The organism is Streptomyces sp. RB17, assembly GCF_009604455.1.
In the GTDB taxonomy this organism is placed as follows: Bacteria; Actinomycetota; Actinomycetes; order Streptomycetales; family Streptomycetaceae; genus Streptomyces.
Genome location: NZ_WEGL01000003.1, coordinates 250,693 through 268,260, shown reverse-complemented (window position 1 = coordinate 268,260; position 17,568 = coordinate 250,693). Strand labels below are relative to the sequence as shown.

General features: G+C 68.5%; 15 protein-coding genes. 8 read left to right on the top strand and 7 right to left on the bottom strand.

Going from position 1 to position 17,568, the window contains the following annotated elements; all coding sequences use genetic code 11:
* Positions 1-2: 2 nt before the first annotated feature.
* Positions 3-311 carry a hypothetical protein gene (locus SRB17_RS14870; RefSeq protein ID WP_153538780.1) on the top strand — a complete coding sequence of 103 codons (309 nt, stop codon included), beginning with the start codon at positions 3-5 and terminating at the stop codon, positions 309-311.
* On the opposite strand, the gene SRB17_RS14865 is transcribed toward SRB17_RS14870, so the two are convergent.
* From SRB17_RS14865 to SRB17_RS14850, 4 genes are read right to left on the bottom strand one after another with little or no spacing between them, the layout of a single operon-like run.
* Entirely contained in the window at positions 292-1,062 is a 771-nt protein-coding gene (locus SRB17_RS14865) for a succinate dehydrogenase/fumarate reductase iron-sulfur subunit (RefSeq protein ID WP_323375547.1), read from the bottom strand. The genes SRB17_RS14870 and SRB17_RS14865 overlap by 20 nt on opposite strands.
* A complete protein-coding gene (locus tag SRB17_RS14860; protein WP_153538778.1) occupies positions 1,059-3,020 on the bottom strand; it encodes a fumarate reductase/succinate dehydrogenase flavoprotein subunit in 1,962 nt (653 codons plus the stop codon). The genes SRB17_RS14865 and SRB17_RS14860 overlap by 4 nt, the downstream gene beginning before the upstream one ends.
* Before the next feature lie 18 nt (positions 3,021-3,038).
* The gene (locus SRB17_RS14855; protein WP_153538776.1) at positions 3,039-3,860 is read right to left on the bottom strand and encodes a hypothetical protein; all 822 of its coding nucleotides are present in this window, start codon (positions 3,858-3,860) and stop codon (positions 3,039-3,041) included.
* 22 nt (positions 3,861-3,882) lie between these two features.
* On the bottom strand, positions 3,883-4,173 hold the full coding sequence (locus SRB17_RS14850; RefSeq protein WP_153538774.1) for a hypothetical protein: 291 nt from the start codon (positions 4,171-4,173) through the stop codon (positions 3,883-3,885).
* 314 nt (positions 4,174-4,487) lie between these two features.
* Between SRB17_RS14850 and SRB17_RS14845 the strand changes: the two genes are divergently transcribed.
* The 7 genes from SRB17_RS14845 (at position 4,488) to SRB17_RS14815 (ending at position 15,561) form a co-directional block, all read left to right on the top strand.
* Positions 4,488-6,722 carry an ABC transporter family substrate-binding protein gene (locus tag SRB17_RS14845; RefSeq protein WP_153538772.1) on the top strand — a complete coding sequence of 745 codons (2,235 nt, stop codon included), beginning with the start codon at positions 4,488-4,490 and terminating at the stop codon, positions 6,720-6,722.
* A gap of 153 nt (positions 6,723-6,875) precedes the next feature.
* Positions 6,876-8,792: a translational GTPase TypA gene (gene typA, locus SRB17_RS14840; RefSeq protein WP_153538770.1), complete on the top strand. Its 1,917-nt coding sequence runs from the start codon at positions 6,876-6,878 to the stop codon at positions 8,790-8,792.
* A gap of 545 nt (positions 8,793-9,337) precedes the next feature.
* On the top strand, positions 9,338-10,372 hold the full coding sequence (locus SRB17_RS14835; protein ID WP_323375545.1) for an ABC transporter permease: 1,035 nt from the start codon (positions 9,338-9,340) through the stop codon (positions 10,370-10,372).
* Between the two features lie 57 nt (positions 10,373-10,429).
* Positions 10,430-12,238: an ABC transporter substrate-binding protein gene (locus SRB17_RS14830; RefSeq protein WP_153538768.1), complete on the top strand. Its 1,809-nt coding sequence runs from the start codon at positions 10,430-10,432 to the stop codon at positions 12,236-12,238.
* A 90-nt stretch (positions 12,239-12,328) separates the two neighbouring features.
* Positions 12,329-13,309, top strand: coding sequence for an ABC transporter permease (locus SRB17_RS14825; RefSeq protein WP_153538765.1), 981 nt, complete (start codon positions 12,329-12,331; stop codon positions 13,307-13,309).
* Between the two features lie 10 nt (positions 13,310-13,319).
* Positions 13,320-14,384, top strand: a complete 1,065-nt coding sequence (locus SRB17_RS14820; RefSeq protein WP_323375543.1) for an ABC transporter ATP-binding protein — start codon at positions 13,320-13,322, stop codon at positions 14,382-14,384.
* Between the two features lie 58 nt (positions 14,385-14,442).
* Positions 14,443-15,561 (top strand): ABC transporter ATP-binding protein, encoded by a 1,119-nt coding sequence (locus tag SRB17_RS14815; RefSeq protein WP_153538763.1) that lies wholly within the window; start codon positions 14,443-14,445, stop codon positions 15,559-15,561.
* Between the two features lie 83 nt (positions 15,562-15,644).
* On the opposite strand, the gene SRB17_RS14810 is transcribed toward SRB17_RS14815, so the two are convergent.
* The 3 genes from SRB17_RS14810 to SRB17_RS14800 form a co-directional block, all read right to left on the bottom strand.
* Positions 15,645-16,385, bottom strand: a complete 741-nt coding sequence (locus tag SRB17_RS14810) for a class I SAM-dependent methyltransferase (RefSeq protein ID WP_323375541.1) — start codon at positions 16,383-16,385, stop codon at positions 15,645-15,647.
* A 64-nt stretch (positions 16,386-16,449) separates the two neighbouring features.
* Entirely contained in the window at positions 16,450-16,638 is a 189-nt protein-coding gene (locus SRB17_RS14805; protein ID WP_153538759.1) for a DUF397 domain-containing protein, read from the bottom strand.
* Positions 16,639-16,640: 2 nt separating this feature from the next.
* Entirely contained in the window at positions 16,641-17,492 is an 852-nt protein-coding gene (locus tag SRB17_RS14800) for a helix-turn-helix domain-containing protein (RefSeq protein WP_153538757.1), read from the bottom strand.
* Positions 17,493-17,568 lie beyond the last annotated feature (76 nt).

The window sequence follows — 17,568 nt, the reverse complement described above, 5'->3', positions numbered from 1 at the left end:
GCATGCACATGTTCTTGGTGGTGGCGGCCGTGCTGGCGGTGACGTTCATGGGGGTGCTCGGCGCCGTGGCCGTCCTGGGGGAGTGGTTGCCGTCGGGGTTCCCTCCCCGGGTGCTGCGGCCACGGCTGTGGGGGTACGGGGCGCTGGCGAGCGCGGTCGGGCTGGGCCTGTTCATGTTCCTCGGGCCGCTCGCCGGCGCGGGGGTGGAAGCCCTCCCGGCCCTGGGGTGGTGCCTGTGGATGGGAGGGATGGTGGTCCAGTTCCGCGCCCAGCGCCCCGGTCGCCCCGCTGCTACGAAGTCCGCCTCCTGATCTTCGAGCCCAGCCACACCAGCGGGTCGTACTTACGGTCGACCGCGCGCTCCTTCAGGGGGATCAGGGCGTTGTCGGTGATCTTGATGCCCTCGGGGCAGACCTCCGTGCAGCACTTGGTGATGTTGCAGTAGCCGAGGCCGTGTTCGTCCTGGGCCGTGCGCTTGCGGTCCAGGCCGGTCTCGGCGGCCGCGTCCAGCGGGTGCATGTCGAGTTCGGCGACCCGCATCAGGAAGCGCGGACCCGCGAACGCCGTCTTGTTCTCCTCGTGATCGCGGACGACATGGCAGGTGTCCTGGCACAGGAAGCACTCGATGCACTTGCGGAACTCCTGCGAGCGGTCCACGTCCTCCTGCATCATCCGGTACTCGCCGGCGCCCAGCCCGGCGGGCGGGACGAACGCCGGGACCTCCCGGGCCTTCTGGTAGTTGAAGCCGACGTCCGTCACCAGGTCCCGGACCACCGGGAACCCCCTCATCGGTGTCACCGTGATCGTCTCCGCCCGGTCGAAGACCGACATGCGGGTCATGCACATCAGCCGGGGGCGGCCGTTGATCTCCGCCGAGCACGAACCGCACTTGCCCGCCTTGCAGTTCCAGCGCACGGCCAGATCGGGGGCCTGGGTGGCCTGGAGGCGGTGGATGATGTCCAGGACCACCTCGCCGTCGTTCACCTCGACGGTGAAGTCGGCCAGGCCACCGCCCTCGACGTCACCCCGCCACACCTTGAAGCGGGCCTCGTAGCTGCTCACTCGTACAGCTCCTCTTCGGCGAGGTACTTGACCAGCTCCTCCTTCTCGAAGAGGGCGAGCAGGTCCGGGCGGATGGGTGCGGTGGTCTCGCGGGTGAGGCGGATCTGGCCGCGGGCGGGGTCGGTCGCCGCGAGGCCGCCGGTGGGGTCGGCGAGGGCGCACAGCAGGTTCACGTTGCGCCACGTGCGGTCCATCGTGGGGTGGTCCTCGCGGGTGTGGCCGCCGCGCGACTCGGTGCGCTCCAGGGCTGCCCGGGCGACGCACTCGCTGACCAGCAGCATGTTCCGCAGGTCCAACGCCAGATGCCAGCCGGGGTTGAACTGGCGGTGGCCCTCGACCCCGGCCCGGCGGGCCCGTACCCGCAGCTCCGCGAGCTTGTGCAGGGCCTGCTCCATCTCGCCCTCGCGGCGGATGATGCCGACCAGGTCGTTCATGGTCTGCTGGAGTTCCTGATGCAGGGTGTACGGGTTCTCCGGCGGCCCCGCCTCGCCCTCCCGGTCCGCCTCCGCGGAGAACGGCCGCAGGGCCTCCGCCGCGGCCGTGTTGACCTGGGCGTCGTCCACCGGCGGACGCCGGTGGGCCGGCCCCTGCGCGTACTCCGCCGCGTGCCAGCCCGCCCGGCGCCCGAAGACCAGCAGGTCGGAGAGCGAGTTGCCGCCGAGGCGGTTGGAGCCGTGCATACCGCCGGCCACCTCACCGGCCGCGAACAGGCCCGGCACCCCGCGCGCCGCCGCCGTGTCGGAGTCGACCGCGATACCGCCCATCACGTAGTGACAGGTCGGGCCGACCTCCATCGCCTCCGCCGTGATGTCGACGTCCGCCAGCTCCTTGAACTGGTGGTACATGGAGGGCAGCCGGCGCCGGATCACCTCGGCGGGCATCCGGGTGGACACGTCCAGGAGGACCCCGCCGTGCGGCGAGCCCCGGCCCGCCTTCACCTCGGCGTTGATGGCGCGGGCCACCTCGTCGCGGGGGAGGAGTTCGGGTGGGCGCCGGTTGTTGTCCGGGTCCTCGTACCACCGGTCGGCCTCCTCCTCCGACTCGGCGTACTTCTCCTTGAAGACGTCCGGGATGTAGTCGAACATGAACCGCTTGCCCTCGGAGTTCCGCAGCACCCCGCCGTCGCCGCGCACCGACTCCGTGACGAGGATGCCCTTCACCGACGGCGGCCAGACCATCCCCGTCGGGTGGAACTGCACGAACTCCATGTTCAGCAGCGGCGCGCCCGCGAGCAGGGCGAGGGCATGCCCGTCACCCGTGTACTCCCACGAGTTCGACGTCACCTTGAAGGACTTGCCGATACCGCCGGTCGCGATGACGACGGCTGGGGCCTCCAGGACGAAGAAGCGTCCGGTCTCGCGCTCGTAGGCGAAGACCCCGGAGACACGGTCCCCCGCGGGGGAGCCGCCGTCGGACGCCGTCTTGAGGACCCTGGTGACCGTGCACTCCTGGAAGACCTTCAGCCGGGACTCGTAGTCCCCGGTCTCCTTGAAGTCCTCCTGCTGCAGCGCGACGATCTTCTGCTGGAGGGTGCGGATCAGCTCCAGGCCCGTACGGTCGCCGACGTGCGCGAGGCGCGGGTACTCATGGCCGCCGAAGTTGCGCTGGGAGATCCGCCCGTCCTTTGTACGGTCGAACAGCGCGCCCCAGGTCTCCAGCTCCCACACCCGGTCCGGGGCCTCCTGCGCGTGCAGCTCGGCCATCCGCCACTGGTTGAGGAACTTGCCGCCGCGCATGGTGTCGCGGAAGTGCACCTGCCAGTTGTCGTGCTCGTTGGCGTTGGCCATGGCCGCCGCGATGCCGCCCTCGGCCATCACCGTGTGCGCCTTGCCGAACAGCGACTTGCAGATCACCGCCGTACGGGCGCCCCGCTCGCGCGCCTCGATCGCGGCCCGCAGCCCGGCGCCGCCGGCACCGACCACGACGACGTCCCACTCCTGGCGGTCCACCACGGACATTAGACGGCTCACCTGTTCCTAGAAGAAGCGCGGGTCGGCGAAGACCCCGGACGCGACGAGATAGACGTAGAAGTCGGCGAGCGCCACGCTCAGCAGCGACGCCCAGGCCAGCTGCATGTGCCGGGCGTTGAGCCTGCCGACGAACTGCCACGCCTTGTAGCGCACGGGATGTCTGGAGAAGTGCTTGAGCTTGCCGCCGACGATGTGCCGGCAGGAGTGGCAGGAGATGGTGTACGCCCAGATGAGCGTGATGTTGACCAGGAACACGACGGTGCCGAGGCCCATGTGGCCCCAGTTCTCGTGCGTGTCGCGGAAGGACAGCACGGTGTCGTACGTCAGCACGCCCGCGACCAGGATCGCCGCGTAGAAGAAGTACCGGTGGACGTTCTGCAGGATCAGCGGGAAGCGGGTCTCGCCGGTGTACGCCCGGTGCGGCTCGGCCACCGCGCAGGCGGGCGGGGACGCCCAGAAGCTGCGGTAGTACGCCTTGCGGTAGTAGTAGCAGGTCAGGCGGAAGCCCAGCGGGAAGATCAGGATGATGATCGCCGGGGAGATCGCCCACCAGCTGCCGAAGAGGTCCGCGTTCGGGCCGGACGGCATGTTCTTGCAGTTCTCCGCCAGACACGGCGAGTAGAACGGCGAGACGTACGGCGCCGCGTAGTAGTGCGCGTTGGCGAAGGCCCGCCAGGTCGAGTAGACGACGAAGGCCAGCAGACCGGCCGCGGTGACGGCGGGCGCCAGCCACCAGCGGTCGGTCCGCAGATGCGGGGCCGTGAGTGCGGCGCGCGCACCGGTTCGTACGCCGCCGCTGTTCTGTTGGGGTTCCGTACCAGTGGCCAAGGCAGGCTCCGGTCGTCAGGGATCAGGGGGCGTGCCGGTCGCGGGCGCCCAGGCCCTCGTCGTCCGAGCCCACCCACAGGCTGGTGTCGTACGGCGCGTCGGAGATGGTGACGAGGTCGGGGCGGCGCGGGGCCTCCCCGGTGGTGGCGGCCGCACGCAGCAGCGCCACGCTCTCGCGCAGATGGTCGGCGTCCAGGCGGACCCGGCGCATCTCCAGGCCGCCGCTGCCGAGCTGGTGTTCCAGCCGTCCCAGCGACCGGTTGAGGTCGTCGAGGGAACGCTGGACCGAGGTGATGTCGTCGTGCACGGACATGACTTGCCCTCACTTCCGCGGGTCCGGCGGACCCTGGGCGGCAACGTTCATGCGCCTTGGAGTGTTGCGCGTCACACCCGCCGATGTGAAGGCGTGTGCAGCGATTGGCGGAGGCGCACTGGTGCATCTCGGGTGGTGTTGCGCCGCACGGGTGGGGTTACCGTCCGTCGTCGCCGTGTCGCCCGGTGTGGCCGGATCCTTTCCTCTTCAGTGGGCCGCATAGATCTGATCAGCTCCATATACCGCCAAAGGTGATCAGTTCCATATACCGACAAATGCGAGCATAAACCCGCGGCTTCCCGGAGGTAGCAGAGATGTCCCACGACGGCGTCCGCGCTGGGCAGCGTCCCGAAGGGGCGCGGGGAACTGCGCGAGCAACCACGACGGCGCGGCAGACGACCGACGGCGCATCCCGGCCCTTCCAGCGGAGCGTCACCCGCTCGGTCTCCTTCCTGGCCGCGGGCGTGCTCGCGGTGCCGTTCCTCGCCGGGTGCAGCCACGACGAAAAGGTCAGCAAGCCGCTCGCCGGTCAGGACATCGCTCCGGCCGCCCGTGACCTGGTCGCCGACGGCGGGACGCTGAAGTGGGCCGTCGACGCCGTGCCCGAGACCCTGAACACCTTCCAGGCCGACGCGGACGCCGGCACCAGCCGCGTCGCCCAGGCCGTCCTGCCGTCGATGTTCCGGCTGGACGCCAGTGGCCGGCCGGTGCCCAACCCGGCCTACCTGGAGTCGGCCAAGGTCATCGAGACCGAGCCGCGCCAGGTCGTGCTGTACAAGCTGAACCAGCAGGCCGTCTGGAGCGACGGCCGGGAGATCGGCGCCGCCGACTTCCTCGCCCAGTGGCGCGCCCTGGCCGGGAAGAACAGCGCCTACTGGACCGCCCGCAACGCCGGCTACGACCGCATCGAGAAGATCGAGCGCGGCGCCAGCGACCTCCAGGTCCGGGTCACCTTCTCCCGCCCCTACGCCGACTGGAAGTCGCTGTTCTCCCCGCTGTACCCGAAGGACGTCATGGGCACCCCGGGCGCCTTCAACGACGGCGCCCGCCGCAAGCTGACGGTCACCGCCGGGCCCTTCACGGTGAACAAGGTCGACACCGCCGCGAAGGACGTCGTCCTCACCCGCAACCCGCGCTGGTGGGGCAAGCGCGCCAAGCTGGACGAGATCGTGCTGCACGCCGTACCCCGCGACAAGCGGGCCGCCGCGCTCGCCGACGGCAGCGTGGACATCGCCGACGTCGACCCCGCGGACGCCCAGCGGATCGGGCTCGCCGCCCACCCCGCCGCGAACCCCTTGCAGGGCTCCGGCAAGACCTCGGTGAAGAAGCTGCGCGACTGGGCGCGCGCGCACGACTTCGACTCCGACGACGTCGAGGCCGGCCGCAAGCAGCTGCGCAGGACCATCTCCGAGTACCTGGACGAGCAGCAGGCGCTGAGCGGCGTCGAGGTCCGCAAGTCGCTGGAGCCCGCCTACACCCAGCTCGCCCTGAACGGCTCCACGGGCCCCCTCGCCGACGAACGCGTCCGCCGGGGGGTCGCCCGCGCCCTGGACCGCCGGGAACTGGCCAGGCTGGTGCTCACCCCGCTGGGCCTGCCCGCCGTTCCGGTCGGCAGCCATCTCGCCCTGTCCGGGCAGGCCGCGTACGCCGACAACAGCGGCGCGATCGGCGGCCCGGACCCCAAGGAGGCACAGGCGCTGCTCACCGACGCCGGCTGGGTGCCCGGCGGCCCGGTCAAGACGCAGAAGAAGAGCGAGAAGGCGGCCGGCCCCGAGCGCGACAAGAGCGACCACGAGGAGAAGTCCGACGGCGGAGGGGACGGCGAGTACGTCGTCGGCGGGGACGAGAAGAACGGCGGACGCGGGGACGGCGGCGACCGGCATCTGGCCCGGGAGGGCAAGCAGGGGGGTGCACAGGGTGCGTACGCCCCCCAGGGCACGGCCGCGCCGGCGGCCGCGGCCGTCCAGCCGCTCGCCAAGAACGGCAAGCCGCTCCAGCTCCGCTTCGTGCTCCCGACGGGCCCCGGCTCCCAGACGCTGAACTCGGTCGCCGAGCGGATCTCGGCCATGCTGGAGCGGGTCGGCATCCGCACGACGATCTCCAAGGTCCCGGACGCGAGCTACTTCAAGGACCACATCGCCTCCGGCGACTACGACCTCGCGCTGTACTCCTGGCCGACCTCCGCGTTCCCGGCGACGGACGACCGGCCGGTGTACGCGAAGCCGGTGCCGGCGGCGGACGGCTCGCTCAACGTCGAGCAGAACTACACACGGGTCGGCACGGACCAGGTGGACCAGCTGTTCGACGAGGCCGCGGCCACCCTGGACGAGGACGAGGAGGTGGCGCTGATCCGCAAGGCGGACTCGCGGATCTGGGCCGCTGCCGGGTCGATCCCGCTGTACCAGCGGCCTCAGCTCGTCGCGGTGCGAAAGAGCCTGGTCAACGCCGGGGCCTTCGGCTTCCGGACGCCGGTCTACGAGGACATGGGCTTCCTGAAGAAGGGCGGGAAGTTCCCGATCCCTCCCACCGGCCGCCCCTCACCCAGTTGATCTCCATGGAGATGATCACACGGCCCTGAGGAGGCCGACTCCCTCGGGGCCACGTACCATGGGGTGAGGCCGTGGCGTGTCCAGCCCGGCAGGACCCGCGCGACACAGACGTACGCGCAGGGCAATCCTCATACTCCGGGAGTTCCTCGCACTATGGCTGTGTCCATGACACGTCACGACATCCGCAACGTCGCCATCGTCGCTCACGTCGACCACGGCAAGACCACCATCGTCGACGGCATGCTGAAGCAGGCCGGCGCCTTCGCCGCGCACCAGCTCGAGGGCGTCGACGACCGCATGATGGACTCGAACGACCTGGAGCGTGAGAAGGGCATCACGATCCTCGCCAAGAACACGGCGGTGAAGTACCACCCCAAGGACGGCGGGGACCCGATCACCATCAACATCATCGACACCCCCGGCCACGCCGACTTCGGCGGCGAGGTCGAGCGTGGTCTGTCCATGGTGGACGGTGTCGTGCTGCTGGTGGACGCCTCCGAGGGCCCGCTGCCGCAGACCCGCTTCGTGCTGCGCAAGGCGCTGCAGGCCCGCCTCCCCGTCATCCTGTGCATCAACAAGACGGACCGCCCGGACGCCCGGATCGACGAGGTCGTCAACGAGACCTACGACCTGTTCCTGGACCTGGACGCGGACGAGGAGCAGATCGAGTTCCCGATCGTCTACGCCTGCGGCCGTGACGGCATCGCCTCGCTGACCAAGCCGGACAACGGCACGGTCCCGGCCGACTCCGACAGCCTGGAGCCGTTCTTCTCCACCATCCTGGAGCACATCCCGGCTCCGACGTACGAGGAGGACGCGCCGCTCCAGGCCCACGTCACCAACCTCGACGCCGACAACTTCCTCGGCCGTATCGCGCTGCTCCGGGTCGAGCAGGGCGAGCTGCGCAAGGGCCAGACGGTCGCCTGGATCAAGCGCGACGGGTCGATCAGCAACGTGCGGATCTCCGAGCTGATGATGACCGAGGCGCTCACCCGCAAGCCGGCGGAGAAGGCCGGCCCCGGTGACATCTGTGCGGTCGCCGGTATCCCGGACATCATGATCGGCGAGACCCTGGCCGACACCGAGAACCCGGTCCCGCTGCCGCTGATCACGGTCGACGAGCCCGCGATCTCCATGACCATCGGTACGAACACCTCGCCGCTGGTCGGCCGTGGCGGCACCGGCAAGGGCGCCGACGCGAAGTCGGCAGTGAAGGACCGCAAGGTCACCGCCCGCCAGGTCAAGGACCGCCTGGACCGCGAGCTGATCGGTAACGTCTCGCTGCGCGTGCTGGAGACCGAGCGCCCGGACGCCTGGGAGGTGCAGGGCCGTGGTGAGCTGGCGCTCGCCATTCTGGTCGAGACCATGCGCCGGGAGGGCTACGAGCTCACCGTCGGCAAGCCGCAGGTCGTCACCAAGGACGTCGACGGCAAGGTCTACGAGCCGGTCGAGCGCATGACGATCGACGTGCCCGAGGAGCACATGGGTGCCGTCACCCAGCTGATGGGTGTCCGCAAGGGCCGCATGGACAACATGTCCAACCACGGCTCGGGCTGGGTGCGCATGGAGTTCGTCGTGCCGTCCCGTGGTCTGATCGGTTTCCGGACCGAGTTCCTGACCCAGACCCGCGGCACCGGCATCGGCCACTCCATCCACGAGGGCCACGAGCCCTGGTTCGGCACGCTGCAGACCCGCAACAACGGCTCGCTGGTCGCCGACCGCTCCGGCGCCGTCACCGCGTTCGCGATGACGAACCTTCAGGAGCGCGGCGTGCTCTTCGTGGAGCCGGGCACCGAGGTGTACGAGGGCATGATCGTCGGTGAGAACTCCCGCTCCGACGACATGGACGTCAACATCACCAAGGAGAAGAAGCTCACCAACATGCGGTCCTCGACGGCCGACGTGGCCGAGTCGATCGTGCCGCCGCGCAAGCTGTCGCTGGAGCAGTCGCTGGAGTTCTGCCGCGACGACGAGTGCGTCGAGGTGACCCCGGAAGCCGTTCGCATCCGCAAGGTCAACCTCGACCAGCGTGAGCGGGCCCGCGCCGCGAGCCGCGCCAAGCACGGCTGATTCCGGAACAGTTGAGCCCGGGTGCCCCCAGAATGGGGACACCCGGGCTTTTTGCAACCCGTTTTCGGGGGCCGCATGTCCGACATGCGGAGATCGCTGCCCGATAGCCAAGTAACAAGTCCGTTTCGCGCCTTCTTCCGGCGAACAGTTTGTCCAGATTTTGGAAGGTCTAGCCGTGAGCCGTGACTGAATTGAGATCTACGGGCAGTGGTCGGTGGTCGACCCATGGCAGATAGTTAGCCGCGTAGCGCTCGGGTCAATGGGTCTCGCGCTGTGGGGACAGCGCGTCGACTCACGAGCACCAGAGGGTGTCTGGCCCTCCGTCAGGGGTGTCGGAGGCAAGACGGAAACCCTCTTCTGTTGGTGAACACGTGGAGTCATGAGGAGGAACCCCCATGCGCGGTGTCACAAACACCATGTGGGTCAGTTCGTCGCTTCCAGCGGTGTGATTCGGCTGTAGAACTACGCGCGTCCGCCTCGCGGTTCCGCGCGTCCTCGGAGTACCCGGGAACCTCTCACACTCATATCTGTGAAACGGACGAACCGTGACAAGTCCTATCGACATTGAGGGCGGCGGAACTTCGGTCGTCGTCGACGGCGAACCAGGGCCGGAGGCGAAGAGCGAAGCCGTCAAGCTCGAAGGCCGGTCCCCCGGCCAGCTGATGTGGCTGCGCTTCAAGCGCGACCGCACCGGTGTGATCTCGGCCTACGTCGTGGGCTTCTTCTTCCTGATCGGACTGTTCGCCCCGCTGATCTCCAAGCTGTACGGGAAGAACCCGTACACGGTGTACGCGGACGAGCGCCCGGAACTCTTCGACAGCGCCGGCGTGCCGGTGCATCCCAACGGCGGCATCAGCAGTGAGTTCTGGTTCGGTCTCGAACCCGGCAACGGCTACGACGTCTTCACCAAGCTGATCTACGGCATCCGCACCTCGCTGATGATCTCGGTCGCCGTCACCATCACGGTTGTGGTGACCGGCATCCTGCTCGGTGTCGCGGCCGGCTATCTCGGTGGCAGGACCGACTACTTCATCGGCCGGGTCATCGACTTCCTGCTCGCCTTCCCCGCGCAGCTGTTCTTCATCGCCAGCATGCCGGTCGTGGTGTCCCTGTTCGTCAGTCCCCGCGACGAGACACCCACCTACGTCCGTGTGGTGGCGCTGATCATCGTCCAGTGGTTCCTGGGCTGGATGGGGCTCGGGCGCATCCTGCGCGGCACCGCACTCGCCCTGCGGGAGAGGGAGTTCATCGAGGCGGCCAAGGTCAGCGGGGCCTCGTCGTGGCGGATCATCAGCAAGGAGATCCTGCCGAACGTCGTCACCCCGCTGCTGGTGCAGGCGACGTACCTGCTGCCCGGTTTCGTGACGGCCGAGGCCGGTCTGTCCTTCCTGGGCGTCGGCATCGTCGAACCGACGCCGGACTGGGGGCAGATGTTCTCCAAGGCGTCCACCGAACTGGTGATGCAGAACGACATCACCTACATGTTCTTCCCCGGCGTATCGATGATCATCTTCGTCGTCGCGTTCAACCTGCTCGGGGACTCGGTCAGGGACGCCTTCGATCCCAAGACCGCACGCTGACCGCAGTACGTCAACCACACGGAACGTCAGTTTCAAGGATGGGTGGGTAATTTCGTGATGAGTAGGGGCGGACGCCACGTCTACAGCGCGCTCTCCGTGCTCGCGGCCGGAGCTCTCGTGCTCACCGGTTGCAGCAAGGGCGGCAGCGACAGCGGCACCAGTGACAAGAAGGACCAGCAGGACGCCAAGCGGCAGCAGGCGTCGATCAAGTTCGGCGGCACGGCGGACTCCACCGGCCCCGCGGCCCCCGTGCCCGGCGCCAAGTCCGGCGGCACCATGGAGGTGCTGCAGCGGGACTCGTACGCGCACCTCGACCCGGCCCAGATCTACGTCTCCGACGAGGGCTCCCTCGCGACGCTGCTCCACAGAGGCCTCACGGGTTACAAGGCCACCGGCAACGACGGCCACCAGCACGAGGTGGTCGGTGACCTCGCGACCGACTCCGGCACCACCACCGACGGCGGCAAGACCTGGAAGTACACGCTGAAGGACGGCATCAAGTTCCAGGACGGCACGCCGATCACGTCCAAGGACATCCGCTGGAGCATCGAGCGGCTCTTCGCGCCGTTCATCAACCAGGGCCCCACCTACCTGCAGCAGTGGCTCGCCGACACCTCCGGCGCCACCTACCGCAAGCTGCTGCCGGACGGTCCGTACAAGGGCAAGCACCTGCCCGACTCCGTCCTGTCGACCCCGGACGACAAGACCATCGTCTTCCACTTCAAGAAGCCGCACGCCGACCTGCCCTACGCGCTGGCGATGGCGGGCTACGCGGCCGTCTCCCAGAAGGGCGACACCAAGGAGCGGTACGACAAGAACCCGGTGGTGACCGGCCCGTACAAGGTCCAGTCGTTCAAGTCCGGCAAGTCCATGGTGCTGGTGAAGAACCCGAACTGGGACCCGAAGACGGACCCGATCCGAAACCAGTACGTGGACCAGTTCAACATCACGTTCAACCAGCAGTTCGAGACCTCCACCAAGGCCCTGCTCGCCGACAGCGGCGCGGACCAGACCGGCATCAGCTTCAACAACCAGGTCGACGCGGGCAACCTCTCCCAGGTGCTGCGCGACCCGAAGATGAAGTCGCGCACGGTCTCCGGCTACCAGCCGTACGTCGGCCAGATGAACATCAACATGAGCCACCCGGCCATGAAGGACAAGACGGTCCGCGAGGCCATCGCCTACGCGCTGCCGGTCACCCCCTTCGTGCGCGCCTACGGCGGCACCGACGCCATGGAGGTCGCGGGCGGCCTGATCTCCCCGACCGTCTCCGGCTACGACCCCTCCTTCGACCCGTGGGGCAAGAAGAAGGCCCCCGGCGGTGACGCGGCGAAGGCCAAGGCGCTGCTGCAGAAGGCCGGCAAGCTCAACATGAAGCTGACCTTCGGCTACATCAACACCCCCGAGGGCCAGCAGTACTCCACGGCCATGGCGGCGGGCCTGAAGAAGGCCGGCTTCAACGTCCAGCGCCAGGAGATCCCGGCCGAGACCTACTACGACCAGGTCTCCAAGCTGAACAACAACTACGACATCTTCCACACCGCGTGGGGCGCCGACTGGCCGTCCGCCTCGACCGTGATCCCGCCGCTGTACGACGGGCGCGTGATCGCCGACGGTGCGCAGAACTACTCGCAGGTCAACGACCCGAAGATCAACAGCGAGATCGACCGGATCAACACGATCACCGACCCGGTCAAGTCCGCGGCCGAGTGGGAGAAGCTCGACCAGTACATCGTCAAGGACGTCGTCAACGTCGTCCCGACCGCGTACTACAAGCAGGTCCAGATCGCCGGTTCCAAGGTCGGCGGCATGGTCTACGACGACGTGATCGGCGGGGTCGACCCGCGTCGCCTCTACATCAAGTAACCGTCCCCGTCCGGTAGTACCCGGCGCGCTCCCGAGCAGGGGGCGCGCCGGGCACCGCCAAGGCTGCCGACGTCTGAGAGCTGCCCTGTCATGCTGCGCTTCCTCGTCCGCCGGATCATCGGTGCCGTCGTCATTCTGTTCCTGCTGAGCATCGTCACGTTCGTGCTGTTCTTCGGGGTGCCCCGGGATCCCGCGCTGATGATGTGCGGCAAGACCTGCAACCCCGACGCCATCGCGAACATCCACCATGTGCTCGGCCTGGACAAACCCATCACCGAGCAGTACTGGATCTTCCTGCACAACCTCGTCATGGGCAGCAACCAGTTCGCCCAGGGACCGTGCCCCGCCCCCTGCTTCGGCTACTCGTACCACACCAACGAGGCGGTCTGGAGCACCCTGATGGACCGGCTGCCCACCACCGTCTCGCTCACCCTGGGCGCGGCCGTGTGCTTCCTGATCGTCGGGCTCGGCACCGGCCTGCTCGCCGCCTGGCGGCGCGGCACACTGATCGACAAGACGGCCACCGCGGGTGCCATGGTGATCAGCTCGCTGCAGATCTACTTCCTCGGCCCGCTGGCCCTGGCGATCCTCGTCTACCAGACCCACTGGTTCGACAAGCCCGCCTACAACGAGTTCACCCAGGACCCTCTCACCTGGTTCACCGGCCTGATCATCCCCTGGGTCGTCCTCTCCACGATCTTCGCCGCGCAGTACACCCGTATGGCGCGGTCCTCGATGATCGAACAGCTCCAGGAGGAACACGTCCGCACCGCCCGCGCCAAGGGCATGTCCCGCAGATACGTGTTCTTCCGCTACGCCTGGCGCGGCTCGCTGATCCCTATCGTCACCATCTTCGGCATCGACCTCGGCTCGCTGTTCGGCGGCGCCATCATCACCGAGTACACGTTCTCCCTGCCCGGCCTCGGCAACCTCGCCGTCCAGTCCGTCTTCTTCAGCGACCTGCCGCTGCTGCTCGGCGTGATGCTCTTCTCCGCCAGCATGATCCTGCTGTTCAACATCATCGTCGACGCCGCGTACGCCTTCATCGACCCGCGCGTGCGGCTGGCCTAGGAGCACTGTCGTGACCACTCTGACCAAGGAGGCCGGTGCTCCGACCCCGGCCGGCACCGGTCCCCTGCTCTCGGTGCGGGACCTGCACGTCAGTTTCAAGACCGAGGACGGCGTCGTACGGGCCGTGGACGGCCTCTCCTTCGACCTGGAGCGCGGCAGGACGCTCGGCATCGTGGGGGAGTCCGGCTCGGGCAAGTCGGTGACCAACCTGACCATCCTCGGCCTGCACAACCCCATGTTCACCACGGTCGAGGGTGAGATCCTGCTGGACGGGCGGGAGCTGACCACGGCCCGCGAGTCCGAGCTGGAGAAGCTGCGCGGCAACAAGGTCGCCATGATCTTCCAGGACCCGCTCACCGCGCTCTCCCCGTACTACACCGTCGGCCGGCAGATCGCCGAGCCGTACATGAAGCACACCGGCGCCTCCAAGAAGCAGGCCTGGGAACGCGCCGTGGACATGCTCGGCAAGGTCGGCATCCCCAACCCCAGGGAGCGGGCGAAGGACTACCCGCACCAGTTCTCCGGCGGTATGCGCCAGCGCGCCATGATCGCCATGGCGCTGGTCTGCGACCCCGACCTGCTGATCGCCGACGAGCCGACGACCGCCCTGGACGTGACGGTCCAGGCGCAGATCCTCGATCTGCTCAAGGACCTGCAGCAGGAGTTCGGATCCGGCATCGTGTTCATCACCCATGACCTGGGGGTGATCGCCGACATGGCCGACGACATCATGGTGATGTACGCGGGCGGTGCGGTGGAGCGGGGCACGACCGACGAGGTGCTGCGCTCGCCCCGCCACCCCTACACCTGGGGCCTGCTGAACTCGATGCCGCGCCTGGACTCCGACCTCGGCGCCCCGCTCTCCCCGATCCCCGGCACCCCGCCGTCGCTGCTCACCCCGCCGTCCGGCTGCCGTTTCCATCCCCGCTGCACCTTCCAGGACCGGGTGGAGGGCACGGGCCGCTGTGTCCGCGAGCGGCCGCTGCTCGCCCCGGACCGGGCCTCCGCGTGCCATCTCACGGAGGAACAGAAGCGGACCATCTTCATCGAAGAGATCAAGCCCCGGCTGGGCTAGGTCGTAGTCGTCGTTCGTAGTCGTCGTAGTCGCTCGTACGTCCTAGGAGGACATCGGCATGAAAGAGGACCTGGTCCTCCCGGTCCCGCGCGAGAAGAGCGCCGGCGCGGACGGGGAGCCGCTGCTGCGGGTCTCCGGACTGGCCAAGCACTTCCCCGTCAAGGGCGGCTTCCCGATCCGCCGGACGATCGGCGCCGTGCAGGCCGTGGACGGCGTCGACATCACCGTGCACGCCGGGGAGAGCTTCGGCCTGGTCGGCGAGTCGGGCTGCGGCAAGTCGACCACCGGCCGGCTGATCACCCGCCTGCTGGAGCCGACGAGCGGCACGATCAGCTACCGCGGGCAGGACATCAGCCACGCCACGCGCAAACAGCTCGCCCCGATCCGCTCCGAGATCCAGATGATCTTCCAGGACCCGTACTCGTCGCTGAACCCGCGGCAGACGGTCGGCAAGATCATCTCGGGTCCGATGGAGATCAACGGGATCGAGCCGGAGGGCGGCCGCGAGAAGCGGGTCCGCGAACTCCTGGAGATCGTCGGTCTCAACCCGGAGCACTTCAACCGCTTCCCGCACGAGTTCTCCGGCGGTCAGCGCCAGCGCATCGGCGTGGCGCGGGCCCTGGCCCTGGAGCCGAAGCTGATCGTGGCGGACGAGCCGGTCTCGGCCCTGGACGTCTCGATCCAGGCGCAGGTGGTGAACCTGCTCCAGGAGGTGCAGAAGGAACTCGGCATCGCGTTCGTGTTCATCGCCCACGACCTGGCCGTCGTCCGGCACTTCTCGCACCGGGTGGCGGTCATGTACCTCGGCAAGATCATCGAGGTGGGCGACCGCGACTCCATCTACACCCGGCCGCGCCACCCGTACACACACGCCCTGCTGTCCGCCGTGCCCGAGGTGAACCTCGGGGACGAGGACTCGGGCGGACGCGAACGCATCCGCCTGGCCGGCGACGTGCCCTCCCCCATCAACCCGCCCTCCGGCTGCCGCTTCCGCACGCGCTGCTGGAAGGCGCAGGACAAGTGCGCGACCGAGGAGCCGCCGCTGGTCCAGATCTCCGGCAACCGCGGAGGCCATCTGACGGCCTGCCACTTCCCGGAGGAGCCGACGACCGAGGCCCGGGGCGAGGACATCGTGCTGGACCCGGCACTGGCGGCGCTGGAGGAGGACGCCGACTAGCCCCTGTCGCCGCGGCGCGAGCCGGAGCCCGACGACCGGGCCCGGCTGGGCCGCCCGGGCTTGGCTGGGCCGCCCGGACCCGGCTACGCGGGTCGGGCCACCGTGATGATCTCGGGGCTGGCGGGGGTGACCGGCCCTCGCCCCCAGTCGCCGTACTGCTCGACGACCCTCAGCCCGGCCTCGCCCAGAAAGCCCTCCAGGGACTCCCGGTCCAGGAACCGCAGCACGCTGCGGCACACCTGCGGGGCCGCCCAGCCGTCGCCGTCGTAGGTCTCCGTGAACCGCACCCGGCCCGCGCGGAGCCCGCCACCCTGTACCTCGTGCCACACCCGCACCGTGGTGCCGTCGGCGGTGCTGATCTCGTACACCCGGTCCGGGGTCCACCGCTCCCAGGCGCGGGCGGCCGGGTTGCGCGTCTCGAACACGAACCGCCCGCCGTCACCGAGGGCCGCCCGGGCCCCGCGCAGACAGTGCCGGATCTCCTCGTCCCCGACCAGCTCCTGGAAGGCGTGCCCGGTCATGACGACGAGGTCGAACTCCCCGCTCCACACCCGGGTGCGCATGTCCCCGAGCACCCACTCGACGTCCGGCCGGGCCCGTCTGGCCTGTACGAGCATGGCGGGGGCCGGATCGAGCCCCATCAGCCGCCCCCGGTGCCCCTCGGCCCGCGCCCGCCGCAGCAACTGCCCGGTCCCGCACCCGATGTCCAGCACCGCACGGGCCTCCCGCACCAGCCCGAGGTAGAAGTCGTCGCCCGGCCCCCAGGGGTTGAGGCGGTCGTAGAGCGCGGCGAGCGTGAGATCGGTAAACACATGATCTACCACCGCGGCAGTCTGACACACGATGTTGAACAGTGCGTCAGGTTCGGGTGCACTTCTTGAGGGTCTCTCAACTCTTGTGTTTCAGAGCCTTGATGAAGGAGGTGAAGGTGGCGGTCGGGACGGTGAGGGTGGCTCTTCGCGGTGCTTTTGAGTCGCGGATGGCTATGCGGGCGTCCAGGTGTGCGACTTCGACACAGGCGTCGCCCTGGCCGCCACCGGAGAAGGAGGACTTCTGCCAGGTGTCCGGGGTCAGCATGCTCACAGCTCCTTCGACAGCCGGTGGATGAAGTCACGCGAACGGTCGGGGTCGAGTGACACTGCCTCCACCCTACGGAAGAGCGTTCGATATCGGTTGAGCTGGGCTTCGGCGTCGATGAACACCGGTCCGTTGGGCCCGTCACGGACGACAGTGTCGAGCTTGGGGACGGGGCCGCCCGCGTACACCATCGCGCTGCCCGCACCGCCGAAGTCGTCCAGGTCGAAGGGGATGACGCGTACGGTGACGTGGTCGGCTTCGGAGAGCTCCAGGACGCGGGCGAGCTGAGATCGTGCTGTGGACCGGTCTCCGACCCTGATGCGCAGTGCCCCCTCGTGGATCACGGCCTCGTACGGGACCGGGTCCGCGCGCTCGATGATGACCCTGCGCGTCATTCGGTGATCGACCCACAGCTCGACATCGCTCTGAGGAAACTCCGGGTTCACGTACGAGAAGAGAGACCGAGCGTAATCCGCGGTCTGCAGAAGGCCAGGAACATGCAGGAACTCCACGTCCCAGCGGAAGTGGGCGTGATGCTCCAACTCGGGCAGATCCATGAACGGCGTGGGCAGCCGGCCCCGGTACTCCTCCCACCAGCCTTGCGTTCGGTCTGCGGCGATCGCTGCCAGGCCATCGATGAACCGTCCCTCGGTACAGGCGTAGTTGGCAGCCATACGACGCAGGCGCTGCTCGCTCACTCCTGAGGTGCCAGCCTCGATCTGGCTGATCTGAACGGAGTTCACGCCGAGCAGCGCCGCTGCCTCACGGGAGCTCAGGCCCGCCGCCTCGCGGAGCTTGCGCAGTTCCACGGCCAGCCGCATCTGGCGCGCTGTGGGCTCGCGTTTGGTCCCCATCGGCTGCTCCTTGGTTCAACATGCCTGACTGAGCGACTCGTTCGAAGTCAGATTAGGGGATCGGCTTGCCGTCTCT

Coding starts and splice junctions, on each gene's coding strand:
- SRB17_RS14850 (WP_153538774.1), bottom strand. CDS start 4,173: ATGTCCGTGCACGACGACATCACCTCGGTCCAGCGTTCCCTCGACGAC.
- SRB17_RS14860 (WP_153538778.1), bottom strand. CDS start 3,020: ATGTCCGTGGTGGACCGCCAGGAGTGGGACGTCGTCGTGGTCGGTGCC.
- typA (WP_153538770.1), top strand. CDS start 6,876: ATGGCTGTGTCCATGACACGTCACGACATCCGCAACGTCGCCATCGTC.
- SRB17_RS14815 (WP_153538763.1), top strand. CDS start 14,443: ATGAAAGAGGACCTGGTCCTCCCGGTCCCGCGCGAGAAGAGCGCCGGC.
- SRB17_RS14830 (WP_153538768.1), top strand. CDS start 10,430: ATGAGTAGGGGCGGACGCCACGTCTACAGCGCGCTCTCCGTGCTCGCG.
- SRB17_RS14870 (WP_153538780.1), top strand. CDS start 3: ATGCACATGTTCTTGGTGGTGGCGGCCGTGCTGGCGGTGACGTTCATG.
- SRB17_RS14845 (WP_153538772.1), top strand. CDS start 4,488: ATGTCCCACGACGGCGTCCGCGCTGGGCAGCGTCCCGAAGGGGCGCGG.
- SRB17_RS14805 (WP_153538759.1), bottom strand. CDS start 16,638: ATGCTGACCCCGGACACCTGGCAGAAGTCCTCCTTCTCCGGTGGCGGC.
- SRB17_RS14800 (WP_153538757.1), bottom strand. CDS start 17,492: ATGGGGACCAAACGCGAGCCCACAGCGCGCCAGATGCGGCTGGCCGTG.
- SRB17_RS14825 (WP_153538765.1), top strand. CDS start 12,329: ATGCTGCGCTTCCTCGTCCGCCGGATCATCGGTGCCGTCGTCATTCTG.